The 26,200-nt window shown below is 64.2% G+C and carries 24 protein-coding genes; 12 read left to right on the top strand and 12 right to left on the bottom strand.

The annotated features are described in order from the left end of the window. Window positions 1-3: 3 nt before the first annotated feature. The gene (locus Q0877_RS09335; protein ID WP_299167202.1) at window positions 4-975 is read right to left on the bottom strand and encodes a 1,4-dihydroxy-2-naphthoyl-CoA synthase; all 972 of its coding nucleotides are present in this window, start codon (window positions 973-975) and stop codon (window positions 4-6) included. Window positions 976-1,023: 48 nt separating this feature from the next. Next, window positions 1,024-1,461 carry a VOC family protein gene (locus Q0877_RS09330; protein WP_299167201.1) on the bottom strand — a complete coding sequence of 146 codons (438 nt, stop codon included), beginning with the start codon at window positions 1,459-1,461 and terminating at the stop codon, window positions 1,024-1,026. Between the two features lie 184 nt (window positions 1,462-1,645). Between Q0877_RS09330 and Q0877_RS09325 the strand changes: the two genes are divergently transcribed. The 5 genes from Q0877_RS09325 (at window position 1,646) to Q0877_RS09305 (ending at window position 6,717) form a co-directional block, all read left to right on the top strand. Next, the gene (locus Q0877_RS09325) at window positions 1,646-1,855 is read left to right on the top strand and encodes a dodecin (RefSeq protein ID WP_299167200.1); all 210 of its coding nucleotides are present in this window, start codon (window positions 1,646-1,648) and stop codon (window positions 1,853-1,855) included. Window positions 1,856-2,026: 171 nt separating this feature from the next. Then, window positions 2,027-3,652 carry an ABC-F family ATP-binding cassette domain-containing protein gene (locus Q0877_RS09320; protein WP_299167199.1) on the top strand — a complete coding sequence of 542 codons (1,626 nt, stop codon included), beginning with the start codon at window positions 2,027-2,029 and terminating at the stop codon, window positions 3,650-3,652. A gap of 250 nt (window positions 3,653-3,902) precedes the next feature. Continuing rightward, window positions 3,903-5,099 carry an acetyl-CoA C-acyltransferase gene (locus Q0877_RS09315; protein ID WP_299167198.1) on the top strand — a complete coding sequence of 399 codons (1,197 nt, stop codon included), beginning with the start codon at window positions 3,903-3,905 and terminating at the stop codon, window positions 5,097-5,099. Further along, window positions 5,099-5,851: an enoyl-CoA hydratase/isomerase family protein gene (locus tag Q0877_RS09310; RefSeq protein WP_299167196.1), complete on the top strand. Its 753-nt coding sequence runs from the start codon at window positions 5,099-5,101 to the stop codon at window positions 5,849-5,851. The genes Q0877_RS09315 and Q0877_RS09310 overlap by 1 nt, the downstream gene beginning before the upstream one ends. Window positions 5,852-5,856: 5 nt before the next feature. After that, entirely contained in the window at window positions 5,857-6,717 is an 861-nt protein-coding gene (locus Q0877_RS09305; protein WP_299167194.1) for a 3-hydroxyacyl-CoA dehydrogenase family protein, read from the top strand. Here the strand turns inward: Q0877_RS09305 and Q0877_RS09300 are convergent, their stop codons facing one another. Further along, entirely contained in the window at window positions 6,718-7,113 is a 396-nt protein-coding gene (locus Q0877_RS09300; protein WP_299167193.1) for a type II toxin-antitoxin system VapC family toxin, read from the bottom strand. It lies immediately after the preceding gene. Next, a complete protein-coding gene (locus Q0877_RS09295) occupies window positions 7,110-7,409 on the bottom strand; it encodes a type II toxin-antitoxin system Phd/YefM family antitoxin (protein WP_299167191.1) in 300 nt (99 codons plus the stop codon). Before Q0877_RS09295 ends, Q0877_RS09300 begins: the two co-directional genes overlap by 4 nt. A gap of 94 nt (window positions 7,410-7,503) precedes the next feature. Here Q0877_RS09295 and Q0877_RS09290 point away from each other — a divergent pair, with 94 nt between their 5' ends. Then, window positions 7,504-8,343 carry an endonuclease/exonuclease/phosphatase family protein gene (locus Q0877_RS09290; protein ID WP_299167190.1) on the top strand — a complete coding sequence of 280 codons (840 nt, stop codon included), beginning with the start codon at window positions 7,504-7,506 and terminating at the stop codon, window positions 8,341-8,343. On the opposite strand, the gene Q0877_RS09285 is transcribed toward Q0877_RS09290, so the two are convergent. Continuing rightward, window positions 8,340-9,275 (bottom strand): SGNH/GDSL hydrolase family protein, encoded by a 936-nt coding sequence (locus Q0877_RS09285; RefSeq protein WP_299167189.1) that lies wholly within the window; start codon window positions 9,273-9,275, stop codon window positions 8,340-8,342. The two genes, Q0877_RS09290 and Q0877_RS09285, sit on opposite strands and share 4 nt — an antisense overlap. Before the next feature lie 79 nt (window positions 9,276-9,354). Between Q0877_RS09285 and Q0877_RS09280 the strand changes: the two genes are divergently transcribed. Continuing rightward, window positions 9,355-10,416 carry a bifunctional 2-polyprenyl-6-hydroxyphenol methylase/3-demethylubiquinol 3-O-methyltransferase UbiG gene (locus tag Q0877_RS09280; protein WP_299167188.1) on the top strand — a complete coding sequence of 354 codons (1,062 nt, stop codon included), beginning with the start codon at window positions 9,355-9,357 and terminating at the stop codon, window positions 10,414-10,416. Between the two features lie 32 nt (window positions 10,417-10,448). Further along, window positions 10,449-11,198 carry a tyrosine-protein phosphatase gene (locus tag Q0877_RS09275; RefSeq protein WP_299167187.1) on the top strand — a complete coding sequence of 250 codons (750 nt, stop codon included), beginning with the start codon at window positions 10,449-10,451 and terminating at the stop codon, window positions 11,196-11,198. Window positions 11,199-11,201: 3 nt separating this feature from the next. Here the strand turns inward: Q0877_RS09275 and Q0877_RS09270 are convergent, their stop codons facing one another. Continuing rightward, on the bottom strand, window positions 11,202-11,552 hold the full coding sequence (locus Q0877_RS09270; protein ID WP_299167334.1) for a PaaI family thioesterase: 351 nt from the start codon (window positions 11,550-11,552) through the stop codon (window positions 11,202-11,204). Between the two features lie 167 nt (window positions 11,553-11,719). On the opposite strand from Q0877_RS09270, the gene paaZ reads away from it, so the two are divergent. Continuing rightward, complete coding sequence (paaZ, locus tag Q0877_RS09265; protein WP_299167185.1) at window positions 11,720-13,804, top strand: phenylacetic acid degradation bifunctional protein PaaZ; 2,085 nt, start codon at window positions 11,720-11,722, stop codon at window positions 13,802-13,804. 113 nt (window positions 13,805-13,917) lie between these two features. Here paaZ and Q0877_RS09260 read toward each other — a convergent pair whose 3' ends face one another. Then, a complete protein-coding gene (locus Q0877_RS09260; protein ID WP_299167184.1) occupies window positions 13,918-14,052 on the bottom strand; it encodes a hypothetical protein in 135 nt (44 codons plus the stop codon). Here Q0877_RS09260 and Q0877_RS09255 point away from each other — a divergent pair. Beyond that, complete coding sequence (locus tag Q0877_RS09255) at window positions 14,051-14,863, top strand: type IV toxin-antitoxin system AbiEi family antitoxin domain-containing protein (RefSeq protein WP_299167183.1); 813 nt, start codon at window positions 14,051-14,053, stop codon at window positions 14,861-14,863. The genes Q0877_RS09260 and Q0877_RS09255 overlap by 2 nt on opposite strands. A 176-nt stretch (window positions 14,864-15,039) precedes the next feature. Here Q0877_RS09255 and Q0877_RS09250 read toward each other — a convergent pair whose 3' ends face one another. From Q0877_RS09250 to paaI, 3 genes are all read right to left on the bottom strand, one after another. Further along, on the bottom strand, window positions 15,040-15,645 hold the full coding sequence (locus Q0877_RS09250) for a TetR/AcrR family transcriptional regulator (protein ID WP_299167181.1): 606 nt from the start codon (window positions 15,643-15,645) through the stop codon (window positions 15,040-15,042). Window positions 15,646-15,723: 78 nt separating this feature from the next. Beyond that, complete coding sequence (paaK, locus tag Q0877_RS09245; RefSeq protein ID WP_299167180.1) at window positions 15,724-17,055, bottom strand: phenylacetate--CoA ligase PaaK; 1,332 nt, start codon at window positions 17,053-17,055, stop codon at window positions 15,724-15,726. Then, the gene (gene paaI, locus Q0877_RS09240; protein ID WP_299167178.1) at window positions 17,052-17,540 is read right to left on the bottom strand and encodes a hydroxyphenylacetyl-CoA thioesterase PaaI; all 489 of its coding nucleotides are present in this window, start codon (window positions 17,538-17,540) and stop codon (window positions 17,052-17,054) included. The genes paaK and paaI overlap by 4 nt, the downstream gene beginning before the upstream one ends. A 187-nt stretch (window positions 17,541-17,727) precedes the next feature. On the opposite strand from paaI, the gene Q0877_RS09235 reads away from it, so the two are divergent. Further along, on the top strand, window positions 17,728-19,572 hold the full coding sequence (locus Q0877_RS09235) for a gamma-glutamyltransferase family protein (protein ID WP_299167177.1): 1,845 nt from the start codon (window positions 17,728-17,730) through the stop codon (window positions 19,570-19,572). Window positions 19,573-19,580: 8 nt separating this feature from the next. On the opposite strand, the gene Q0877_RS09230 is transcribed toward Q0877_RS09235, so the two are convergent. Together Q0877_RS09230 and Q0877_RS09225 are read right to left on the bottom strand one after the other, a co-directional pair. After that, the gene (locus Q0877_RS09230; protein WP_299167176.1) at window positions 19,581-21,752 is read right to left on the bottom strand and encodes a S9 family peptidase; all 2,172 of its coding nucleotides are present in this window, start codon (window positions 21,750-21,752) and stop codon (window positions 19,581-19,583) included. 46 nt (window positions 21,753-21,798) lie between these two features. Then, complete coding sequence (locus tag Q0877_RS09225; protein ID WP_299167175.1) at window positions 21,799-22,830, bottom strand: LacI family DNA-binding transcriptional regulator; 1,032 nt, start codon at window positions 22,828-22,830, stop codon at window positions 21,799-21,801. A gap of 146 nt (window positions 22,831-22,976) precedes the next feature. On the opposite strand from Q0877_RS09225, the gene pulA reads away from it, so the two are divergent. Then, window positions 22,977-26,045, top strand: coding sequence for a pullulanase-type alpha-1,6-glucosidase (pulA, locus tag Q0877_RS09220; protein ID WP_299167174.1), 3,069 nt, complete (start codon window positions 22,977-22,979; stop codon window positions 26,043-26,045). Window positions 26,046-26,200 lie beyond the last annotated feature (155 nt).

Below are 26,200 nucleotides of genomic sequence, written 5' to 3'. Positions count from 1 at the left end.
CGCCTAGAAGTAGTAGGGGAAGCTGGACCAGTCGGGGCTGCGTTTCTCGAGGAACGCTTCCTTGCCCTCGACCGCTTCGTCGGTCATATAAGCCATGCGGGTGGCTTCGCCGGCGAACACCTGCTGACCGGCCAGACCGTCATCGGCGAGGTTGAACGCGAACTTGAGCATGCGGATTGCCTGCGGGCTTTGATTCGCGATGTCTGCGGCGTACTCAAGGGCTACCTCCTCGAGCCGCTTATGGTCGACGGCTTCGTTCACCGCTCCCATGGCGACCATATCCTCGGCCGAGTACTCCCGGGCGAGGAAGAAAATCTCTCGCGCTCGCTTCTGCCCGATCTGCCGGGCGAGGAGCGCCGAGCCATAGCCGGCGTCGAAGCTGCCAACCGTTGCATCGGTCTGCTTGAACTTGCCGTGTTGGCGGGAGGCGATCGTCAGGTCCGCCACAACATGCAGGCTGTGACCGCCGCCCGCAGCCCAGCCATTGACGACGGCGATGACCACCTTCGGCATGGTCCGTATCAGCCGCTGAACCTCGAGGATGTGGAGCCGGCCCGCGCGTGCCGGGTCAATGGTTTCCTTGGTCTCTCCCTCTGCGTACTTGTACCCATCCCGCCCGCGGATCCGCTGGTCACCGCCGGAGCAGAAGGAGTGTCCGCCGTCCTTGGGTGATGGACCGTTGCCAGTCAGGAGGACCGTTGCAACGTCCGGTGTCATGCGCGCGTGGTCCATCACGCGGTAGAGCTCATCAACCGTGCCCGGGCGGAAGGCGTTGCGCACCTCCGGCCGGTTGAATGCGATGCGGACAGTCGGGAGATCGCGGAACGGGGCGCCGTCGTTCTGGCTGCGGTCTACCTGACTGCGTTCGACCTCCCGGTGGTAGGTGATGTCCTGAAGATCCTCAAATCCCTCCACGAGCCGCCAGCGGGCAGGGTCGAAGATATCGGATACCTGGGGTGGGAGATCTGTGGTCACCAATCGAGTCTAGCTTTGGACACGGGGGTGACTTCAAAGCGGGGGAGACTAACTCACACAGAACTCATTTCCCTCCGGGTCTGCCATGGTGTACCAGATGTGTGGTCCCTCGCTGCCCTGGTACAGGAAGCGTGCGCCCCGCTTTTCCAGGGCTGCACGAACCGCGTCCTTGTCATCACCGTCCAGGCGAATGTCGAGGTGGGTGCGGTTCTTCACCGTCTTCGGCTCCGGGACTTTCACGAAAAGGATGCGCTGGCGCCCCTTCTGACCCTCCTCATCCGGACGACACACCGCCTCACCTGTGCTCCAGACGCGGATGCCGTTGTGCTCGATCACATCGCTCTCCTTGGCGTAACCCTCGGCGAGCATCTTGTCGATGAAGTCCTGGTCAGTCGGCTCCACCCTCCAGTCCAGTGTCTCGGCCCACCAATCTGCCTGACTATGGGGATCTTCGCTGTCAATCACTACCTGAATGCTGTACGTCATGGGTCCACAGCGTAGGGACGTTTGCAACGCTGATCCAGAGTATTCCGGTCAGATGTTGTCCGCGATAGAAACGATCACCGGACGTACGAAGGGTCTGGACCGGAACAGCGGACAGGACTAGCGTGACATCCACCCGCCGGTAGCAAAGGCAGCCCACACCGGCCTGACTCGAAGGAGAAGAAGGATGGCGAACCATACTTACAGCATTTCCGAGGTCGTCGGCACGTCGCCGGATGGGGTGGACGCGGCAGTGACCAACGCAGTGACCCAGGCTTCCAAGACACTTCGAAACCTCGATTGGTTCGAGGTCAAGGAAATCCGCGGGCACCTGGTTGATGGCGCCGTCGCTGACTGGCAGGTGACCGTCAAGCTGGGCTTCCGCCTGGAGGACTGAACGGCGGCCGGGACCAGACCGTTGACGAAATCCAATAACACGGGCAGTCTGTTTCCTATGTGGTCCTAACCCGCACCAGTCTTCTCGTCGGCGTTGAGCTGGCCCCGATGCGCATATCCCGGGGCGGCTCCGCCGGCGCTTCTTCGACTTTGCGAGGTATTCGAGGTTTCCGTGACCGACCACATCCGCCTGACCAACGTGTCCCACGGGCACGGTGACAAACTCCTGCTCGACGACGTCAGCCTCACCCTCACCAGCGGTGAACGCATCGCACTTGTCGGCGAAAACGGCTCCGGAAAGTCCACGCTGCTGCGTCTGCTGTCCGGACAGGTTGCGCCCGACGTCGGGACGGTGACGGCCAGCGGCACAATCGGTTACCTGGCGCAGACACTGAACCATCCGCCGTCGGACACTGTCCGTCAGGTCATTGATGCGGCGCTCGCCGGCATCCGCTGGCTGGAGGCGGAAATGCGGACCCTCGAAGCAGGTCTGGGCTCGGCCGGCGCCGCTGAACTGGCCCGGTATGGAGACCTTCAGACTCGCTTCGCGCTCCACGGCGGTTACGACGCAGACGCGCGCGTCGGCTCAGCCATGCAGCACCTGGGGCTGGGAGACGTCACCCGTAATCGGCCGCTGTCCTCTCTCTCGGGCGGAGAGCAGGAGCGGCTTGCGCTCGCATGCCTGCTCGCCGACTCGGCTGCGATCCTCATGCTCGATGAGCCCACCAACCACCTGGACGACGACGCCGTCACCTGGCTTGAACGACGGCTCACCTCGCACCGGGGTGCTGTTCTCGCTGTGTCCCACGACCGGGATTTCCTGCGCACCTTCGCGACCGACATCGTTGAGCTCGATGGCGACCGGCGAAAGCTGCAGCGCTACGGCAACGGATACGAGGGCTATCTGCTCGCGAAACAAGCAGAGCGACGGCGGTGGGAACAGCAGTACCAGCAGTGGCTTGATGCTCAGGAGATTGAGCGTTCGAAAGCCGCGGCGGTCGAGCAGCACATGGGCTATGCACGGGTCCACGACGGCGACAAGATGGGCTACGACTTCAAGCAGGGAACCGTCCAGAAAGCGGTAACGAGCCAGAAGCGGAACGCGCTCGAACGGCTGCGCAGACTGGAGGAGAACCCGGTCGACCGGCCGCCGCAGCCGCTGGCGCTGTCCGCACGCTTCGGCGGGCGTTCCCTACGCGGCGATGTCATCACGGTCTCGGGCCTGCGGGTGGACGCCCGTCTGGCCGTTCCGTCGCTGACGGTGGCCGCGGGCGAGAGATTGCTCATCACCGGACCGAACGGAGCAGGAAAGACGACCCTGTTGAACGCCATCGCCGGAAACGGGCAGATCGACGCCGGATCTGTGCGGCAGCGTGGCCGGCTCGGTTACCTTCCGCAAGAACTGGATCCGCCGGTGAATCCGTCCCAGCGGTTGCTGCCCGCATTCGCGGACGGGCTGCGCGGTGACATTGATGAGCTCGCCGACAGGCTGCTGAACCTCGGCTTGTTCAAATCTGCCGACTTCCTGGTGCCCGTCGGCGGACTTTCCGCCGGCCAGCACCGCCGGGTGGCATTGGCTCGGCTGCTCGTAGGCCAGTACGACGTGCTCCTTTTCGACGAACCCACCAACCACCTGTCGCCGGTACTGAGCGGTGAGCTCGAAGAAGCGCTGGCAGGGTCCGCAGGGACCCTTATCATCGCAAGTCACGACCGGGCGCTGCGCCGCTGGTTCGCGGACCTCGGCGGGTCGGAGCTGCGGCTGGACGCCGGGCAGGTGGTCCGGCTGCGCGCGGCGTGACCTTAGCCCCCCGAGCGAGCCCCCCGAGCGATTCCGTGCAGGTTTGCCCGCCGGACCCGCCGTTTTCGCGGCGTGTCCCCGGCCGACACACGGTTCTGAGCCGCAAAGCTGCGAGAAACGGTACGGGGAGCCGGCGTAACGCCGGTTGACCGCTTCGACGCCCCATGCGATTCTTTATAGAACGAACGGTCGGTAATTGTGCCGCCCTCAATTCACCTCGCTGATTACGACGACGATGACGGAGACTGGCATGGCCGAGGCTTTTCTGGTTGGTGGGGTTCGTACCCCGGTGGGACGGTACGGCGGCGCGCTTTCGGCGGTCCGCCCCGATGACCTGGCGGCTCTGACTCTCCGCGAACTGGTGCACCGCACCGGTCTGGACCCCGAGACGATTGACGAAGTCATCCTCGGCAACGCGAACGGCGCCGGTGAAGAAAACCGGAATGTCGCCCGCATGGCCACCCTGCTCGCAGGCCTGCCCAACACCATCCCCGGGATCACCGTGAATCGGCTGTGCGCATCGGGCCTGTCCGCCATCATCATGGCCTCGCACATGATCAAGGCCGGAGCGGCCGACGTCGTTATTGCCGGTGGTGTCGAGTCAATGAGCCGCGCGCCGTGGGTCATGGAGAAGCCGACGACGGCGTTCGCCAAGCCGGGTGCTGCCTTCGACACCTCGATCGGTTGGCGCTTCACCAACCCCACCTTCGCGGCCCAGGAGAAGACCACGTTCTCGATGCCGGAGACGGCCGAGGAGGTTGCCCGCGTGGACGGCATCTCCCGGGATGACGCCGATGCCTTCGCGCTCCGATCCCACCAGCGGGCCATTGCCGCGATAAACGCCGGACATTTCAAAGATGAGATCGTTCCGGTGAACACCGCGCACCGCAAGAAGAACGTCACCGTTGACACGGACGAGGGACCCAGGCGCGACACCACGCTTGAGGTGCTCGCGGGGCTGAAGCCGGTCGTAGCGAAGGGCGGCGTGGTGACAGCCGGCAACTCGAGCTCACTCAATGACGGTGCCTCCGCCGTGATCGTCGCGTCCGAAGCCGCACTCACCCGGCTAGGCCTGACCCCGCGCGCCCGCATCGTCACGGGCGCCTCTGCCGGAGTGCCGCCGGAAATCATGGGTATCGGACCCGTCCCGGCCACGCAGAAGGTCCTCAAGCTCGCCGGCCGCTCCATCGGCGACCTCGACGCCGTCGAACTCAACGAAGCCTTCGCCACCCAGTCCCTTGCATCCATCCGCAGGCTCGGCCTCGACGAGGACATCGTCAACCGCGACGGCGGCGCCATCGCCCTGGGGCACCCGTTGGGGTCCTCTGGCTCGCGCATCGCCATCACCCTCATGGGCCGGCTGGAGCGTGAAGGCGGGAGCCTGGGACTCGCGACCATGTGCGTCGGTGTCGGGCAGGGAACCGCTCTGCTTCTGGAGCGCGTGTAGTGAAGACCCTCAAGATCGACGACGGCGGTAACCGCCTCAGCGTCCAGCTCAACCGCCCTGAGGTGCGCAATGCCATCGACCAGCAGATGGTCGACGAACTTCACGAGGTGTGCGCTGACCTTGAGCGCAACCCTCGAATCCTTGTGCTCTCCGGAACAGGTGGCGTCTTCGCCTCCGGCGCAGACATCGCACAGCTGAGAGAACGACGGCGTGACGACGCCCTTGCCGGAATCAACTCGACACTGTTCTCCCGAATCGCGAAGCTCCCGATGCCCGTGATCGCGGCGTTGGACGGCTACGCACTCGGCGGCGGTGCGGAGCTCGCCTTCGCCGCAGACTTCCGGATCGGGACACCCGCGCTGAAGATCGGCAACCCGGAAACGGGGCTCGGCATCCTGCCGGCGGCCGGCGCAACCTGGCGTTTGCGGGAGCTTGTCGGTGAACCCCTCGCCAAGGAGATCCTGCTCGCGGGCCGCGTGCTCAACGCCGATGAAGCCCTCACCGCCCGGCTCATTACCGAAATCCACCCCGCAGACGATCTACTCCCGGCAGCACACCGGCTCGCTGATCGGATCGCTCGCCAGGATCCGCTCGCAACCCGAATCACCAAGAGCGTCTTCCATGCACCACCTGAGGCGCACCCTGTAATCGATCAGCTCGCGCAGGGCATCCTGTTCGAGTCGGAGGCAAAGTTTGAGCGCATGCAGGCATTCCTAACGAGGAAAGACACCGACCGGGAGAAGAAGAAGTGAGCCTATTGGGTACCAACAGTGTTCCGGAGACTGTCGGCGTTCTCGGTGGCGGGCGGATGGGTGCGGGTATCGCGCACGCTTTTTGTGTGGCCGGTGCCGCCGTCGTCGTCGTTGAACAGAACGACGACGCGGCGAAGGCTGCGCGCGGAAGGATCACCGCGGCGCTCGACCGCAGCATCGCGAAGGGGACCACTCAGGAGAGCCTCGACGCGCTGTCCGCGCGGCTGCAGGTGAGCACGGACTACTCTGCTTTCGCTTCGTGCGGCCTGGTGGTCGAAGCTGTGCCGGAGGATTTGGCCCTCAAGACGGCCGCGCTGCGCGGAGTGGAGGAACAGCTCGACGGCGGCGCCTGGCTCGCGACGAATACCTCCTCGCTGTCCGTCGGCGAGCTGGCCGGCGTCCTTCAGCGGCCCGACCGGTTCTGCGGTTTGCACTTCTTCAACCCGGTACCGGCGTCAACGCTGATCGAGGTTGTGCTTGCGCCTTCTACCTCGGCCGAGCTGGCCGACAAGGCGCGCGGATGGGCTGTAGCGCTCGGCAAGACTCCCGTGGTGGTCAAGGATGCACCGGGCTTCGCCAGTTCGCGGCTTGGGGTCGCAATCGCCCTGGAGGCCATGCGCATGGTCGAGGAGGGAGTGGCGTCCGCTGAGGACATCGATACGGCGATGGTTCTCGGCTACAAGCACCCAGTCGGCCCGTTGCGGACAACCGACATTGTGGGGCTGGATGTGCGGCTCGGAATCGCCGAATATCTCGAGTCGACGCTGGGGGAGCGTTTTGCGCCGCCGCAGGTCCTCCGGGACAAGGTTGCCAGGGGAGAATTGGGGCGGAAGTCGGGCCAGGGCTTCTTCACGTGGGACCGGTGATTAGCTTGCCCCAGGAGACACCACCTCCAAGTTGTTCGCTTGGCACGCTTCGACCATGCGCCGATCATAAGTAACGAGCAGATCGGCGCGTATTTCGAGGGCGGTCGCCACATGAATGGCGTCGAGGGCCCGCAATGCTGCGGGCTTGAGGGCAGCTGCCCGATTCACAATCTCCTGTGTCATCGCGGTTGTGTTGAGGTGCGATAAGACGGATGCGATCGTTTGGGTAAGCGCGACCTGAGGGTGGCGCAATGCAGTGCGATGCAGCTCAACGACGGTGAGGTGCGAGGTTGCGAGGCGATCATTCTCGGTCGTTCCGAAGAACCGGCGCAGCTGTTCCGACTCCCGTTCCGGCACAATGATCTTGGCCAGCGCAGAGGTGTCCACGTAGATCACGAGCGATCCGCTCGCATCTCCTCCAGAATCTCAGCCATGCTGGGCCCTCCCGGTGGCAACTTGACTGGCTCGATGTCAGCTAGCGAGCCGGGGTTCGTTGCAGGAATCAGTGTCCCCTTCGCGATGAGCTCCTCACGCCAGGCAAGGTCCGCAGTCATCGGCTGCAGCGTAGCCATCGGCCGGCCATGGTTGGTGATAAGTACGCTTTCTCCCGTTCGCAGTGCTTCCTCGAGGATACTGGAAGCGTTTTGACGCAACTCCCGGACACCGACGGTCTTCAGAATGTGTGCTGTCATGGCCAGATTGTAGCACAAATTGTGTAACAATTGACTCGGGAACGGCAACGCGCCCTCGGTCCCGCGATGGGTGCAAAAGGGCTAAGGTTTTTTCATGAGCGAGCGGACCACTGTGGCAGACAGGCCGTTGATCGGACCCGTTGAGGCACCGCAGCTGCACATCATGACCTACAACATCAGGCGCCGGGTTGCTCATGTCAACCGCTGGAGCCATGACTTCTGGGGTCGCCGCGAACCGCTGGTCCGCCGTCTGCTTGCGGCCGAGCAGCCTACAATTCTGGGTGTGCAGGAAGCGCTGCCGGACCAGATGCCGGCGATCTGCGAGGGTCTGGGCGAGCGTTACAGCAGCATCGGACGCGGCCGTAACGCCGATGGCGGCGGCGAGCAATGCCCGATCGTGTACGACGCCGACCGGCTGGAACTGTTGGAGTGGGACCAGGACGCGTTGTCCAACACGCCCAACACGCCCGGATCGAATGATTGGGGCAACCTGATTCCACGGATCGTTGTGACGGCTCGCTTTCGCGACCGGGAAACAGGTAAAGAGCTCACGGCGGTCAACACCCATCTCGACCACATGTCCCGCAAGTCGCGCCAGCGGTCTGCGGAGGCAATACGTTCGCTGGTCGCGCGGATGGAAAGCGCCGTCGTCGTGATGGGTGACTTCAATACTGGAGCCGCGTCACAGCCCTACGAGGCGATGACCAGCGGTGAGGTGCTCGCCGATGCGTGGGACGAGGCGCAGGAGCGGCTGACCGACTTGTGGGGGACGTTTCCGCACTACCGCGCGCCGAAGCAGGGGCGCAAGCGGATCGACTGGCTGATGGTGAATCCTGGTGTCACCGTACTGGAAACGGGCATCAACACCACGCGCTACAACGGCGCGTGGCCCTCGGACCACACGCCGGTGCAGGCGATTATTACTGTCGATTAGTCGAGGTGCTTTATAGCCTGCCGGATTTCGTGCAGGTAGCCGTTCTTGTAGCCCTTCGCCGTGGGGTGCAGCGCGCCGGCGTTCGTAAACGGCTGGATCCAGGGCTGCGGTGAACCGAGGCCGTGGTTGTTGAACCGCTTGACGACGTCGACGTAGGTGAAGCCGGCTTTCTTCGCTTCTGCGCGAATCACCTTGTTGAGCTCGTCTGTACCGGCATTGATAATCTGCTGCTCGGCTGGGGTGAGCGGCAGCGGCGGAACTGGGGCGCCGGACTGGTCTTGGAGGGGAAGACCTGTTTCCAGGTCTATGGCGGGGACGAAGAAAGTAGCGCCGTAATTGGGTGAGAACAGGTGCGGGTAGCCGGTCACGACCACCTCGGCCTTCCGTGCTCTGGCGTCGATCTCGTCGTACAGCGCATCGAGCCGGACGGAAAGAATGTTTTGAGCGAAGAGCACGGTTTTGTTGACGGCTTGGGTGCATACAGCCGTTCCGTAACCGCACGCAGCGATCACGGTCTGATACCCGACGTCGTTGCCGCCGACTGTAAGGGTCACGAGGTCCGTCTTATCATTCAGCACCGCAGGGACAAGTTGAGCAATCTGTGTGGGGACATCAGGCACATTGGGGTCCTGCAGCACTTCCAGGGATTGTGCACCCGCACACGTCACGTTCGCGACTAGGTCGATTCTTTTTCGTTCATCGAGCAGCTCAGGGTACCCGAGCGGTGATTGCCCACAGAAGCCGAGAGGGCCGGCCCCGACGCCGGCCGCGTACGAGTCGCCGAGGGCGACATAGTGAGTAGTTCCGCGGTCGCCTGCCGAAGCTGGAAGAACCGCTGAACCTGCGATGAGACCCGAAGCCAGAAGTGTGCTGGCGGCAATTCGGAGGAGTTTCATCGCATCAAGATACTCCTGTTCGGCAGTTTCGACCATAGGTCCGCGAACACGTCTTGTCCGGGCACCTGAGCAGGTCCATTCTTGATCACAACCGCACGCCACTGTGGAGGAAGAAGTGACCCCTGAGCCGAACGCCGATGCCGTCGCGGAGCGCATCCTCCAGGCGGCGCTGGGCACCATCGACCTCCTCGCTGTCCATCTCGGCGACAGGCTCGGCTGGTACCGGAGCCTTGCCGGCGAGGGACCGGCGTCGTCGTCGGAATTGGCCGTCCGCACCAACACGAGTGAGCGCTATGCGCGGGAGTGGCTCGAGCAACAGGCCATCACGGGCATCCTGGTCTTGAACGACGACGGCGACACCCGCCGCTTCACCCTCCCCGCCGCTGCGGCGGAGGTACTGACCGACAGCAACAGCCTCAACTACCTTGCGCCGCTGGCTCGGATGTTCGCAGGAGCGGCCGTGCAGATGCCTGCGCTCCTGGACGCCTATCGCGCCGGCACAGGGGTGGGCTGGTCAGACTTCGGTGAAGACGTTCTCCAGTCCCAGGCGGACATGAACCGCCCGTGGTTCCATCGCGAGCTGGAGCGCGCGTTGAACCAGGCGCCGGACCTGGTGTCCCGGTTGCAGGCGGAAGAGACCACGATCGCGGACATCGGGTGCGGCGCCGGCTGGTCCACGATCTCTCTGGCCCGGAGGTTCCCTACAGCGAAGGTGACCGGATTCGACGTCGACGCAGCGTCGATCGACCTTGCGCGGGTCAACGCCGCGGATTCGGGCAGCGCAGTCGAATTCGAGCACATCGACGCGGCAGGACTGCCCGCGGATCGCTTCGACGCGGTGTTCGCGTTCGAGTGCATCCACGATCTGCCCTACCCGGTGGAGGTGCTGGCCAGCGCACGGCAATCGCTTCGGACGGGCGGCACCGTCGTCGTGATGGATGAGGCCGTGGCCGATGCCTTCCAACCGCCGTGTGATGACGTTGAACGGCTCATGTATGGATTCAGCCTGCTGATCTGCCTGCCCGACGGCATGTCGCATCCGAACAGCGCCGCTACCGGAACCGTCATGCGACGGGCCACCCTGAGCGGGTATGCGTTGGCCGCAGGATTCCGCGATGTCCGGGTTCTGCCCATCGAGGGTTTCGGGTTCTTCCGCTTCTACGAGTTGTTGCCCTGACGGCCTTCTCTCCGGTTGTTACCCTGAGGCACATGGCTTCGATCGACCTGGACCTCCTGCATCGAAACGGCAAGCACCGGAATGTTTCCTGGGACGGGGCGGTGAATGCGCGGGATCTTGGCGGCATCAGTCCTCGAATCAGGGCGGGCCGGCTGTACCGGATGGGGCGGCATGAGTGGCTCACGGACGCCGGTTGGCAGCAGGCGTACGACGACGGCGTCCGCACCGTTGTTGACCTGAGGAACCCTGATGAACGTGGACGCCGGGAAACGGATCCGGTCCTGAACACCGCCGTCCTGGAACGGTTTCGGGTAGTGAACTGCCCTACCGAGGACCAGTCCGATGAGGAGTTCATGCAGCTGGTCGGACCTTATTTGAACTCGCCCGAGTACTACCGGGAAAACCTGCGCCGGTGGCCGGAGAAGATTGCCAAAGTGGTGCGGGCCGTCGCAGAGTCGGAGGGCGCCGTCGTCGTGCACTGCGCAGCGGGACGGGACCGCACCGGCATGGTAACCGCGGTACTGCTGGCCCTCGCGGGTATTCCTCACGACGACATCGCCGATGACTATGCGCTCGCGGTGCACGGTATCAACGAGCACAACGTTGGGCTGGAGAAGCCGCACGAGACGCCGAAGTCGCCCGAGGAATTGCACGAGTGGGTCATGCACACCCGGGCGCATCTGCTGGAGCTGCTGGACAGCCTCGACGCAGCGGCCTACCTCCGGGACGCCGGTTTGTCCGGGGAAGAGATAGCGGCGGTCCGGGCGAAGTTGACCTCGTAGGGCCTACTTCTTCTCAAGCAGCAGGTTGGTGATGCGCAGGGTGCAGAGGCGGCCGCCGTCGTCGTTGGTCAGCAGTACTTCATGCGTGGTGAGGGTGCGCCCCAGGTGGATGGGCGTGGCTGTGATGGTGATGGTGCCGCTGCGCGCTGACTTGTGATGGGTCGCGGACACGTCCACGCCCACAGCAGTCTTGCCCAGCGTGCTTGCATGGATCACGGCTGCCCAGGAGCCAACGGCTTCACCGACCGCAAGCGATGCCCCGCCGTGCAGGAGACCGAAGGACTGCCGGTTGCCCTCAACAGGCATCGTGGCGACGACCCGCTCGACTGACTGCTCGAGGATCTTCACACCCATCTTCTCGTCGAGTTCGCCGAGGGTAATCTGCCAGGCTTCGCCGGTCACTGAAGGCTCCTAGTGGGGTGTGGAGGAATCATGCGTTCATGTACTCTGGACATATTACCGAACGTCCGTTCAGTAATGTTTGCCTTGTTTCTTGAGCACCCAAACGCGAAAGGTCAACGATGACTTCGACCGCCCTCAGCGTGGACATTGTCCCCAGCTTCATCCGCGACGCCTGGTGGACCCCTGACCAGCACACGTTGTCTGAAGACAACGCCACTGAAGTCCGGGATGCCAGCACCGGCGAGCTGCTTGCGATGGTAAGCACCAGCGGCCTGGATACTGCCGACGTCGTTGACTATGCGCGGACCACAGGTCAGACCGCGCTGGGGGAGTTTACGTTCCACCAGCGCGCGCTGAAGCTCAAGGCGCTGGCGCAATTTCTGAACGGGCAGCGGGAGCACCTCTACGAGCTGTCCGCGCGAACCGGCGCAACGAAGATTGACTCGCTGGTGGATATCGACGGCGGGATCGGCGTCCTGTTCACGTTCGGTTCGAAGGGCCGGCGGGAACTGCCCAACTCACAGGTTGTCATTGATGGACCTGTGGAGGTGCTGTCGAAGGACGGTTCCTTCATCGGCGAGCACATTTACACGCGCATTCCCGGTGTGGCCGTGCAGATCAACGCTTTCAACTTTCCGGTGTGGGGAATGCTGGAGAAGCTCGCGCCGGCGTTTCTGGCAGGCGTGCCGACGATCGTGAAGCCGGCAACGCCCACGGGCTACCTGACCGCCGCCGTCGTGAAGCTCATCATCGAGTCGAACATTCTGCCCGCCGGATCCCTGCAGCTCATCTCCGGTCCTGCCCGCGACATTCTGGACCACCTCGACTACCGCGACCTCGTCCTGTTCACCGGCTCAGCATCGACAGCGAACAAGCTGAAGTCCCACGAGAACGTGACGACCGGCGGCGTGCGTTTCTCGTCCGAGACCGACTCGCTCAACGCCGCAATCCTCGGCGAAGATGCAGTGCCCGGTACGCCGGAGTTCGATGCGTTCATCAAGTCCCTCGTCACGGAGATCACGGTGAAGGCCGGCCAGAAGTGCACGAGTATCCGCCGCACGCTGGTCCCAAAAAGTTTAGTGAACGACGTCGTTGCTGCCGCCCGCGAACGCATTGAACAGCGCGTCACTCTCGGCGACCCGCGCGCTGATGGCGTCACCATGGGCGCGCTTGCCTCGGTCGGGCAGTTGCGCGACGTCCGCGCTGCCGTCGAGTCCATGCTTGCGGCGGGCGGTGAGCTCGCATACGGAACGCTCGACTCTCCCCGTGTGACCCAGGCCGACGGCACTGTCGACGTCGTCGAGGGCGGTGCCTTTATGTCGCCGGTGCTTCTCACATGGGAGAACGCGGACGCCGTCGAGCTTCACACGGTGGAGGCGTTCGGCCCTGTCGCCTCGGTGGTGGGATACGACGACACTGCACACGCCGTGCGGCTTGCCGCGATGGGCGAGGGTTCGCTTGTTGCGACGGTCTGCACCAACGATCCAGCCATTGCGCGCGACCTGGTGATGGGCATCGCCGCGCATCATGGCCGCATCCTGATGCTGAACCGTGAGGATGCGCGGTCCTCAACCGGACATGGTTCGCCCGTTCCGCATCTCGTGCATGGCGGTCCCGGCCGCGCCGGCGGCGGCGAGGAGCTCGGCGGTATCCGCTCAGTGCTGCATCACATGCAGCGCACCGCCCTGCAGGGCTCGCCGAACATGCTGACCGCCGTGACGGGTGTTTGGCACACCGGTGCCGACCGGAACTTCGACGAGGAGCATCCGTTCCGCAAGAATCTCGCGACTCTGCGAATCGGGGACGCAGTGCGCTCCGACCTGCGCCAGGTGACGCTTGAGGACATCACGGCGTTCGCGAACGAGACCGGCGACAAGTTCTACGCGCACACCAACGAGGAAGCCGCGGCGGCGAACCCGTTCTTCCCCGGCATTGTGGCTCATGGGTACCTGCTGCTGTCCTGGGGTGCCGGGCTGTTTGTGGAGCCTGCTCCGGGGCCGGTTCTGGCCAACTATGGGCTGGAGAACCTGCGGTTCATCACGCCGGTGGCCGCCGGGGATTCAATCCGCGTGACCCTGACGGCGAAGCGCATCACGCCGCGCGAGGATGAGGAGTACGGCGAGGTGTCCTGGGATGCAGTGCTCACGAACCAGAACGACGAGATCGTGGCAACCTATGACGTCCTGACCCTCGTGGAGAAATAGCCCCGCGCCCATTTAGCTGCCCTGACGCTCGTCTCACGGACCCTGTGCGGCCTTATCCCCTCCCGGTCTGTGGACACTACGTCCCACTGGATCAGCGGTTTCGCTGGGAATGTCTAGACATCCCCAGCGAAAGCTGCGATCTGGTGGGACGTTTTGCTGTGGGCGCCTGCCCGAGCGTGCCTGAAGTTTTCCACATCCTGGCGATCGGAGACCTCGATGCCGGCAACCTCGATAACCATGTAAAGCATGAACGTTGTTGACGTCCTCACCCTGCAGGGAGGGGTTGCCCGCCGCAGAGAACTCGTCAGCGGTGGGGTCAGTGCCGCCCAGTTGCAGCGCGCGCGTGACGACGGGCGAGTAGTCAGGCTGGGACGAGGGATTTATGCACTGCCCGACGCCGACCGTCGGCTCATTGAGGCGGCGGAACTGGGCGGTGAGCTGGCCTGCATCAGCGCTGCGGCACACCGTGGATTGTGGGTCCTTCGTTCCCCCAGGCTTCTTCACGTGTGCTTGGATCACGGACGCCGCACCGCCTCTTCCGTGCGCATACATCGAGCGGCACGCCCCGTCACGACTCTTCTTATCTGCCTGCAGGTGATGCGGTGTCTCCCTGAACTCGACGCACTGTGCATCGTGGAGTCGGCAGTGGTGAAGCGTCTCGTCTCCCTTGAGGAGCTCCGCGGCAGTGCCGGCGGCAAGCATGATGGACCTCTCCGCCGTATCATCGCTCTGATCGACCCGCACTCCCAATCCATTCTCGAGACCGCCGCTCGCTATCCGCTTCAGGAAGCCGGGCTCGCAGTGCAATCCCAGGTATATGTCAAAGGTGTTGGTCGACTGGATCTCTTTGTCGAGGGCGTTCTCGGGATTGAGGCTGACGGGCGCGAGTACCACAGCGGCGCGACGGAGTTCGAGGAAGACCGTCGGCGCTGGAACCTGCTCACTGTTGGCGGTGTTCCTGTACTCAGAGTGACTCGCGGCCAAGTTGTTGAGCGTCCAAGGGCTTATCTCCAGCAGGTACAACGTGCTGTACTGGTTCACCAAAAGGTACGTCGCTAGTGCTAGCTCCCACCGAATCGAGGTTTTGACTGGGAATGTCTAGACATTCCCAGTCAAAACGAGGATCCAATGGGACGGAGTGTGGGTCGCGAGTGGCGGGTGGCGAGGTGGCGGGGCCGGGCGGCAGGGGAAAGCATGCGGGTGGAAAGGCGCAGGAGAAGGCGGGTCGAGAACCGTTAGGCGTGGTGGTGCAGGCCCTCAAAGACCATGGCAATGACGTCGTCAGCGAGCTTCTCCGGCGTCAGCGGACCCCCGGGCTTGTACCACTCGACCACCGAGTTGATTGTGCCGAACAGCAGCCTCGTCGTGGTGCGCGGATCGATGTCCTTACGGATGGAACCCTCGGACCGCGCAGCCTCCACCAGCGACGCCACTTGATGATCAAAGGTACGACGGCGCTCAAGGGCTTCGCGCTCAACCTCCGTATTGCCGCGCAGCCGCAGCAGGAGCGTTACGAAGGGCAGGCGCTCGGTCAGGACGGCGATGGTGCCGCGCAACACGTACTCGAGCCGCTGGTCCGCCTTGCCTGACGTTGCATTCGCGTGTGTCAGTACGGCTTCGAGTCCTCCGAGTGCATGGTCCAGCGCGAGGCGCAGCAGGTCACCCTTCGACGGAACGTGGTGGTAGATCGCCGACTTGCTGATACCCAGGTTCTCCGCGAGAACGCCCATGGACGTGGCCTCGTAGCCGTGCCGGTTGAAGACATCGACGGCGATGTTGAGGACGGTCTGCTGGTCGTATCCGGGGCGTCCGCGGCGGGTAGCGGCCTGTGAGCTGGGCATACGGGCTATTTTCGCATGAACGTTCGGTCAGGCCCCACCGCGGCCGGCCCATCAGGCCACACAGCATGCACCATACAGCTACACCTTCGGCCGCAGGTCGTAGATCCGTTTCAGCTTCCCGCTTGAGCGCGCCAGCGAACCGCTCTCCACGATTGTGATGCCGCAGCTTGACCCGATGTGAATCTTGATCTGCCTGCTCAACTCCGAAGCGGCCGCTGCAGCCTCATCTGCACTAACCCCTTCGCGCGGTTCAATCCGGACGGTCAGCTGGTCCATCCGTTGCCCCTCAGGACGCGTGAGTTCCAACTGGAAATGCGGGCTCAGCGCAGGGATCCGAAGAGCGATCTCCTCGATCTGGGTTGGGAAGAGGTTGACTCCGCGCAGAATGATCATGTCGTCGCTGCGCCCGGTGATGCGGTCCATTCGGCGCATGCCGGGTCGGGCTGTACCGGGAAGAAGCCGGGTCAGGTCGTGCGTGCGGTACCGGATGATCGGCAGCGCCTCCTTGGTTAGTGAGGTGAAGACAAGCTCACCGGACTGGCCGTCGTCGAGCACTGCGTCAGTGAAGGGATCGATGATCTCCGGCCGGAAATGGTCCTCCCAGATGTGCGAGCCATCCTTCGTCTCGACGCATTCACCCGCGACACCGGGGCCCATAACCTCGGACAGCCCGTAGATGTCGCAGGCGTCGAATCCCATGCGCTGCTCCAGCTCGTAACGCATCTGGTCGGTCCACGGTTCAGCGCCGAGCACGGCAGTCTTGAGCGATGTACCTTTCGGGTCAACGCCGGCAGCCACCATTGCATCGAGAATGGTCAGCAGGTAGGTGGGAGTGCTCAGGATGGCGTCCGGCTCGAAATCCTGAATGAGCTGCACCTGCCGTTCGGTCTGCCCTCCGGAAATCGGAATGACGGTGCAGCCAAGCTTCTCGGCGCCGAAGTGTGCTCCCAGCCCACCCGTGAAGAGTCCGTAGCCGTAGGCGTTGTGGACCTTATCGCCTTTCTTGACCCCGCTCGCCCGCAGGCAGCGTGCAACCAGCGACGCCCACCGGTCAAGATCCCCGGATGTGTAACCAACGACCGTGGGCCGCCCGGTGGTGCCCGAGGACGCGTGAATGCGGGCCACGCGCTCCTGCGGAACCGCGAACATCCCAAAGGGATAGGTCTGCCGCAGGTCCTCCTTGGTGGTGTAGGGGAACTTGGCGAGGTCGGAAAGCTCCCGAAGGTCATCGGGGTGGACACCGGCGTCATCGAACTTGCGGCGGTAGAGGTCCACGTTCTCGTACGCATATTTCACCGTCCACTGCAGGCGTTCGAGCTGAAGCTCCTCGATGCGCCCCCGGTCGTAGCTCTCCTCGGGATCCCAGGTGGCTGCGTCCGCTGCGGTCGCCTTGATGGCCGTGGTGCTCATGAAGTCCCCTTCTCGGGCCGGTTGTCGGACTGGTTCTTGGCGGAAGCGCCGCGGCTGCTCTTGTTGGGCACGGTGCGTGAACGGCCCCGGAACTCCGCGATCAGGCGACTGTCGCCGTCGTCGTTTGCAGCAGTGATTGCAATGTCATAGAGGCCGCTCCGGCCGGCAGAGGCCCTCCGGTCCGCTACAGCGGTCAGCACGTCACCGGGCAGGGCGGGGGCAAGGAAGTTGATGTCGACGCCGGAGGCAACGGTAATGGTCTCCGATTCGCCGGGCGGATTGCAGGCCAGGGCGAAAGCGGAGTCCGCGAATGCAAAGACCATGCCGCCGTGCGCGATCCCGAAGCCGTTGAGCATCTCCTCGCGCAGGCGCATGGTAATGGTGGCGTGCCCGTCAGCGAGGCGGAGCACTTCAATCCCCATCCAGCGAGAGGCGTGATCCTGTTCAAGGATGGGATGCGCAGGGCGGACGTCAGTGTCCTTCATGGAGGCCTCTCAGAATTATTTACCGATCGTTCATTAGGTAATACCGCAACGACTACGACTGTCAAGCATATGAAGGCATTGTGGCGATTCCCTGTGGTCCGCGAAGCGGAGGGAGCCGGCACTGCCGCCCGGACGGCTCTGGTGCTAGTCTTTCCGCACACACGCCGCTGAAGCGGAAGGTACGCCCTTGCGACAGCCAATGCTCCGGTTCCTCGCTACTCCCCTCTGCCTTGGGAGTGCGCTCACGGCCTGTTCCGGCCCGGCGACGCCGGAGAGCACGCCAACAACTGTCCAGGCGCAGACCTCCCAACCGGTGCCCGAAACCGTATCGCCGTCGCCGTCGCCGTCGTCCACCAGCCCGACGAGGCAGCCGGAGCGGGAGCCGCACGTCGAGGCCGTCGTTTCGTCGAACTCGCGAGCAACGGACGCGGGCGCGCAGATTCTCGACGACGGTGGGTCGGCAGCGGACGCAGCCGTCGCCGTCGCAGCAGTCCTGACCGTCGTTGAGCCCTTCTACTCAAGCGTGCTGGGCGGTGACACCTGGGCGCTCTACTACGACGCCGGCAGCCAGGATGTCACCAGCCTCAACGGGGTGGGGCCGGTAGGCAGCAAGGCAACGCTCGAGGACTACGCTTCTCGCGCCGGCGAATACGGCATGCACCAGGCAATCCTGCCCGGCGCGTGGGATGGCTGGATGCTCTGGCTGCGGGATCACGGAGACCTGCCGCTGCGGGAGATCCTTGCTCCTGCCATCGAAATTGCGCGCGCCGGCTACCCGGTCAGCAGTGAAATGACTTTCTGGCTCACCCAGCAGGAACAGAACATCCGGAACAACCCGAAACTTCGCGAGCTCTACCTGCGCGACGGCGGCCTGGTCGCCACCGGCCAGACCGTCACCCAGCCGGACCTCGCCAACACCCTCGAAGCCCTGGCAACCGCGTACGACGACGGCGCCGCCAGCGCCGGTGACGCGGCGGCTTCACACGCGGCCGGCATCGAGGCGGCGCGGGACTACTTCTACCGGGGCCCGCTCGCGCAGGCTATCGTCCAGTACTCGGACGAGTTCGACGGCTATTTCACCCTGGACGACTTCGCCGGGTACGAGGCGGAGTTGGTGGAGCCGATTTCCATCGACTGGGGCGGCGGACTCGAGGTGTTGCAGAACCCCCCGAACAGCCAGGGCATAGCGATGCTTCAGGCGTTGAACATCCTGAAGAGCGAGGACTGGTCGGGCAGATCGCCCTCGGACCCGGATGTCGTCCACCGGCAGGTCGAAGCGGTGAAGCTTGCGTACGCGGACCGGTTTGCGTACGTCGGGGATCCCGAGCGAACCGACATACCTGTGGAGGAACTACTGTCCGACGACTACGCGGCCGCGCAACGCACCCGGATTGATATGGACGCCGCGGCGCAATGGCCGATCGAGGCAGGGTTGGACCGACAATCAACCGACACCACCACGTTCCACGTCACGGATACCGAGGGGAATGCAGCCGCCGTCACCACCAGCCTCGGCGGGCAGTTCCTGGTGGTGGGGGAGACCGGCATCCATATCAACGAGCGCATGAAGTTCATGTCAGTGGACCCGGACAACGTGAACGTCGTGGCGCCGGGCGCAACCGTGCGTCATACATCCAACCCGTACATGGTGCTGCGCGACGGCCGGCCGTACCTGTTGGGTGGGAACACCGGCGTCGATACCCAACCGCAGGCGCAGCTTCAGCAGTTCATGAACGTGGTGGCGTTCGGTCTCTCTCCGCAGGAAGCGGTTGCACAGCCCCGCTTCGTGAGCACGTCGTTCCCGCAATCGATCTTCCCTTACCCGGCGGACAACATCCTGCACGTGGAGACAAGCTTCGCGCCCGCCGCCATCTCTGAATTGCGCTCACGCGGACACAACATCGCAATAGGCCAGGGAATTTTCGGCACCGCCAACATGATCGCGCTCAACGAGGACGGCACCGCTGCCCAGATCGGCGCTGAACCGCGCAACGAGACGGCCAGCGGCGTCGTCCTGCCGCTCGATGAATAATCCAGAAGTTACCCCGCGATACTGCCCGCCCCCGAGAGCACTTTTGTGGCGCGCAGCGCGTCGGCCACGAAGGCGTAGTCCCAGGCGACATCCTTCCACTGCTCGTACCGTCCGCTGGCGCCGCCGTGGCCGCCGTCCATCTCGGTCTTGAGGACAATGGGTTCGCTGCCCGTTGTTAGTTCACGGAGCCTCGCCACCCACTTGGCGGGCTCCACGTAGAGCACGCGGGTGTCGTTGAAGCTCGTCACCGCGGCGATCCGCGGGTACGCGGCTGCGCGGATGTTCTCGTATGGGGTGTATTCCTTCATGTACCGGTAGACATCGGCGTCCGTGATGGGATTGCCCCACTCCTCCCACTCCAGTGCGGAGAGGGGCAGCTCCGGATCAAGGATGGTGGTCAGCGCATCCACGAAGGGGACCTGCGCCACGATGGCGCAGTACTTCTCGGGAGCCAGGTTTGCCACGGCGCCCATCAGGAGCCCGCCTGCGGAACCTCCGATAGCGGCAATCCTGCTGGCGTCCACCCAGCCTGACCCGGCCAGATAAGTGGTGGCGTCGACGAAGTCCGTGAAGGTGTTCTTCTTCTCGAGCTTCTTGCCCTTTTCATACCAGGTCCGTCCCATTTCCCCGCCGCCGCGGATATGTGCCACGACGAAAATCACGCCGCGGTCCAGCAGCGACAGACGGGAGATGGAGAACGCCGGGTCCATGCTGATCTCATAGCTGCCGTAGGCATAGACGACGGCCGGGTTGGTGCCGTCCTGCTGCAGGTCCCGCCGCCGAAGTACGGAGAGCGGGATCCGGGTGCCGTCCGCCGCCGTCGCCCACTGGCGCTCGGCGATGTAGTCCTCGGACCGGTACCCCCCGCGCACCTCGGTCTCTTTGCGCAGGGTGAGTACACCGCCGTCGAGCAGATAGTCATACACACGCGGCGGGGTGAAGTAGGAGGCGTAGGAAAGTCGAATCACCGGGGCTTCGAACTCGGCGCCGGCCAGGTTGCAGGTGTACAGCGCCTCGTCGAAGGCAGGCTCGAGCGGAGCCGGCTGTGCGGGCGTGCCGAGGCCTTCCCGCGGCAGGATTTGCACGCGCATGGTGGTGTCCTTGCGTACCGAAACCAGAACGTGCGTAGCGGTGACGGTGGCACCGTGGACGCGGACGGCGTCGTCGTGCTCAACTACCGGCAACCACTCCTGCTCCGCGAGCGGGCGCTGGAACTGCTCCGCGGCCACGAGGCTCACCATCGAGTTCTTCGCTCCGCGGTCATGGGTGAGCAGGTAGTGCAGACGGCCCTCGACGCGCAGCGGCTCCGGTTCGTAGAGGACGCGATCCGAACGCGGGATCAGTGTGGTGAGGCCGGCCTCCTGGTTCTCGAGGTCAAGCACCCGGTACTCGCTGTACTCGGAGCAGCCGATGCCGATGAGCAGCTGCGTGCGGTCCGCTGACAGGTCGAAGCCGGTCCACATCGCGACGTCGTCTTCCTGGTAGACCAGCACATCCTGCTCGACGTCGGTGCCAAGCCGGTGCGATTTCACCTGGTAGGGGCGCCAGCTGTCATCGACGACGGTGTAGAACACCTGGGATCCGGCCGGTGAGAATGTCAGGCCGTAGAAGACGTTGGGGATCTCATCCGGAAGGAGCTCGCCGGTGGACAGGTTCTTGATGCGCAGGGTGAATCGCTCATCCCCGGCGTTGTCCACGCTGAAGGCCAGCAGGTTCCCGTCCTCGCTGACCGTGAGACCGCCGAGAGAGAAGAAGGGCTTTCCCTCCGCCTCGGCGTTGCTGTCAAGGAGTACCTGTTCGCCCTCGACCGGCTGCCCGGGCACAACCTCAGGGGGTGTCCAGTCACGCGCGACGTCGCCGGTATCCACTGCGCGCACACGGCAGTGGATGCTGTACTGCTTTCCCTCCTCGGTGCGGGAGTAGTACCACCAGTCCTTCTTTCGGGCGGGGACGGACAGATCCGTTTCCTGTGTGCGGTTCTTGATCTCGCTGAAGATGTCCTGGCGGAGCTGTTCCTGCCCCGCCGTGACAGCCTCGGTGTAGGCGTTCTCGGCCTTGAGGTGCTCGACGACCTCGGGGTTGTCCTTGGTGCGCAGCCATTCGTACGGGTCGACCACAGTGTCGCCGTGGTGGGTGCGTTCGGTCGGGACCTTCTTGGCAACGGGAGGGGTGGAAGTCATGGCTCCATCCTGCCAGAGGGCCGCGGCTGCCTGAGCGACGGGAAGGTCAGCTGGGAGCGGCCGTGGTGGATCCCCGGACAATCAGGTCCGACTCGAACAAAACCTCCGTGCGGCTGCTGCGTTCGCCGGACAGCTCTGTGAGCAGCGCCTGGACCGCGGCTTCGGCCATGGCGGAGACGGGTTGCCGAAGCGTTGTCAGCGGCGGGTCAGTGAAGGCCATCAGGGGTGAATCATCAAAGCCGACGATCGACACGTCCTCCGGTACGCGCAACCCCCGGGAGCGTGCGGCACGGATCGCGCCGAGGGCCATCACGTCCGAGGCGCAGACGATGCCGGTGTGGCCGGATTCCAACAGTTCGACGGCGGCGCTGTGGCCACCCTCGATGCTGAACATGGTGACGGCGGTGTGTTCCGTGGGATCGGCCTGGCCGAGCTGCTGGTCCAGGCCGGCACGGAACCCTTCCGCCTTCCGGCGGCTGGGAATGAAATGCTCCGGGCCGGTGGCGAAACCGATTTTGCGGTGCCCCAGGGAGGCGAGGTGACGGACGGCGGTCTGGATGGCGATGGAATCGTCAGTGGCGATGGCCGGGGCGTCAATCTCCGCCCGTGTTCCGTTGACCAGCACAAAAGGGATGCCGCGCGCACGCAGCCGCTGATACCGCTCGACGCTTGCACGGCCGTCTGCGTGGGCCGCGCATACGAAGATCAGACCGCGCGCCCCCTGATCGAGGAGAAGGGAAACGTACTCGTCCTCGGGAACGCCGCCGCCGGGCAGCGTGCAGAGCGCGGGAATGTAGTCGTTTGGAGCAACCAAAGCGCTGATCGCGCCGGCGAAGGCGGGAAAGATCGGGTTGACCAGATCAGGCACCACAATGCCGATCTGCCCCTTGGCTCTGCCCGACAGGCGGTCGGGCCGTTCATAGCCGAGGTCATCCATGGCGGTCAGTACGGCCTGGCGCGTTTCCCTCGACGCCCCGCTCCGCCCGTTGAGCACCCGCGAAACCGTAGGCACACTGACTCCGGCGTGGCGCGCTACATCCTCCAGTCGGGGCTTGTCGGTTAGCGGAGAAAGGGTCACGGGTCCATCGTATCCGGCCGCGAGCGGCGAGTGAAAACTTTCATGAAACTTTCAGCAAGCTATTGACCGGCTTACGACTACTTCCTAGGGTGAGAAGCGCCTACTACCAAGACCGGACGTGCACTGTGGCACGTCGAGGAGGATTTATGCTCACCGCTTCATCTGTTCACCGCGGCCGACGGCGCGCCGCCGGGCTGGCCGCCGGTGTCCTTGCCGTACCGCTGCTCGTCAGCCTGGTGCCTGTTCCGGCGCTCGCCGACCACAGCGCAACTCCAACCTCCGTGACCCTTGTGGGCTCGCTTCAATCCGAGCTCGGCTGCCCCGGCGACTGGCAGCCCGAGTGCACGGCATCGGCCCTGACCGAAGTCGATGGTGCGCCCGGCACCTACAGCGGCACTTTTGATGTTCCGGCCGGGGATTACGCTTACAAGGCAGCCCTCAATGGCACCTGGACCGAGAACTACGGCGACGGCGGCGCGGCGGGTGGTGCCGATATCGCCTTGACGTCCCAGGGAGGGCAGATTACCTTCACCTACGACCACAGCACCCACGTGATGACCAGCGACGTTCCGGCTTCGCTGGTCTCCGGTGCTGCAGCGCACTGGCTGGCGCCCGGTGTCCTGGCGTGGGATCTGACAGATGCCCCGGAAGGCGCGTCCTACCGCCTCTACTACGCGCCGGACGGCGGCCTGGAAGTGGTTGACGGCGCCGTTCCGAATGGTGAGTACATCGACCTGGAACGCAGTTCCGACTCCCTCGGCGCCGAGCTGGCAGCCGCTTCCCCGCACCTGACCTCCTTCGACACCCTGACCCTTCCGAAAAAGGCCGCGCGCCAGGCAAAGGACCTGCTCAAGGGTGAGTTGCTTGCTGTACAAATCGGTGCAGACGGAACGGTCCTGCAGGCCACCGGCGTGCAGGTTCCTCGCGTGCTGGACGCGCTGTACCCGAAAGCCCTCAAGCGCACCCTCGGTCTGAGCTGGAAGGGCCCACGCCCGCGCTTCGACCTGTGGGCGCCGACGGCCCGTCAGGTGAACCTCCACGTGTACCGCGAGGGATCCGGCGGCGAAGCCCTGGCCACCGTTCCCCTGAAAGAAGGGCACGACGGCGTGTGGTCACTTCTCGGCGAAAAGGACTGGAAAAACGCCTACTACCTCTACGAAGTGGAGGTCTACGTGCCGGAAACGGGGGCAGTGGAGCGCAACCTCGTCACCGACCCCTACAGTGTTGGCCTCTCCACTAATTCCGAGCGCAGCCTGATCGTTGATCTGGACGATCCGGCACTCGCACCATCCGACTGGAAGTCGATCGAGAAGCCCGCCCTTGCGCAGCCCGAAGACCTTTCACTGTATGAACTGCACGTCCGGGATTTCTCGATTTCCGACACCACAGTGCCGGCGGAGCGCCGCGGCACGTACGCAGCCTTCGCGGAACCGGACAGCGATGGAATGAAGCGGCTCGCAGACCTGGCGGATGCCGGGCTGAACGCCGTGCACCTCCTGCCGGTGAATGACATCGGAACCATTGAGGAACGCCGCGACGTCCAGGCCGAGCCGCAGTGTGATCTGGAGAGCTTCGCTCCTGACAGCGAGGAACAGCAGGCCTGTGTCTCCGCCGTCGCGGGCAAGGATGGCTTCAACTGGGGCTACGACCCGCTGCACTACACCACGCCGGAAGGCTCGTACTCCACCAATCCCGAGGACGCCACCCGCATCCGCGAATTCCGCGACATGGTCGCCGGCCTGAACAACACGGGCCTGAGGGTGATCCAGGACGTGGTCTACAACCACACCGCCGGCGCCGGCCAGACCTCGACCAACAACCTGGACCGGATCGTACCCGGGTACTACCACCGGTTGAACCCGGCCAGCGGAGCAGTCGAGACCTCGACCTGCTGCCCCAATACGGCAACCGAGAACGCCATGATGGGCAAGCTCATGGTTGACTCCATCGTGACCCTCGCGCGCACCTACAAGCTGGACGGCTTCCGGTTTGACCTCATGGGTCATCACAGCAAACAGAACATGCTCGATGTTCGCGCGGCGCTCGATGCACTGACGCTCAAGAAAGACGGCGTCGACGGCAAGAGCATCTACGTCTACGGCGAAGGCTGGAACTTCGGCGAGGTGGCCGACAACGCCCGCTTCGAACAGGCCACCCAGCTGAACATGGCCGGCACGGGCATCGGTACCTTCAATGACAGGCTTCGTGACGCCGTGCGCGGCGGCGGACCCTTCGATGAGGACCCTCGCGTGCAGGGCTTCGGGTCCGGACTCTGGACCCAGCCCAACGGCGCCGAGGCCAACGGCACTGCCGAGGAACAGCGCGCCCGCCTGCTGCTGAACCAGGATCAGATCAAGGTGGGGCTGACCGGGAACCTGCGGGACTACACGTTCATCGACCGCACCGGAAAAGAGGTGACCGGCGTGGACGTCGACTACAACGGCAGCCCCGCCGGCTACACCGCCGATCCGCAGGAAGCCATCACCTACGTCGAGGCCCACGACAACGAGACACTGTTCGACAGCCTTGCGTTCAAGCTGGCGCCCGGAACATCGATGGCCGACCGCATCCGGTTCCAGACCCTCTCGCTCAGCACCACGGCATTCGGACAGGGCATTTCCTTCTGGCACGCCGGGGGAGAGGCGCTGCGGAGCAAGTCGCTTGACCGCAACAGCTACGACTCCGGTGACTGGTTCAACCTCCTGGACCACACCGGCACCGACAACGGCTTTGCCCGTGGTCTTCCGCCGCGTGCGGATAACGCTGACAAGTACGGGTACATGTTGCCGCTGCTGGCGGACCCTGCACTCAAGCCCGCGCCGGTGGAGATCGCTTCGGCTCGCGATCAGGCCCTGTCCCTGCTGGAAATTCGCAGGAGCACGCCGCTGTTCCACCTGGGTACGGCCGAGCTGGTGCAGCAGAAGGTGTCGTTCCCCACCAGTGGCCCTGAACAGACTCCGGGCGTGATCGTGATGCACATTGATGACACCACCGGACCGGACATGGATAGCGAGCGGACCGGCGTCGTCGTCGTTTTCAATGCGTCCGATACTGCCGCCACGCAAACGGTTCCCGCAGCGGAAGGGCAGCCCTTCGGGCTGCATCCGGTCCAGCTCGACGGACCGGATGACGTGGTGAAGGGTGCATCCTTTGATCCCGCGACAGGCAGCTTCACCGTCCCGCCGCTCACGGTCGCGGTCTTCGAGGCGAAGTAGGAACAACTGATCAGAGCGGAAGGGCCGGAACAGCAGAGCACGCTGTTCCGGCCTTTCCGCGTGGCGGAACGCGCCGGTGCGTAGTGCCTCAAGTCAATATGCCCGTGAAAGTTGATCGGTGCCTCAGGTAGGAATGCCCGCGAATGGGTTAGCCT

This window comes from uncultured Arthrobacter sp., assembly GCF_947495145.1.
In the GTDB taxonomy this organism is placed as follows: domain Bacteria; phylum Actinomycetota; class Actinomycetes; order Actinomycetales; family Micrococcaceae; genus Arthrobacter_D.
The sequence above is the reverse complement of the archived record's forward strand: the minus strand, read 5'-3'. Positions and strand labels throughout refer to the sequence as shown.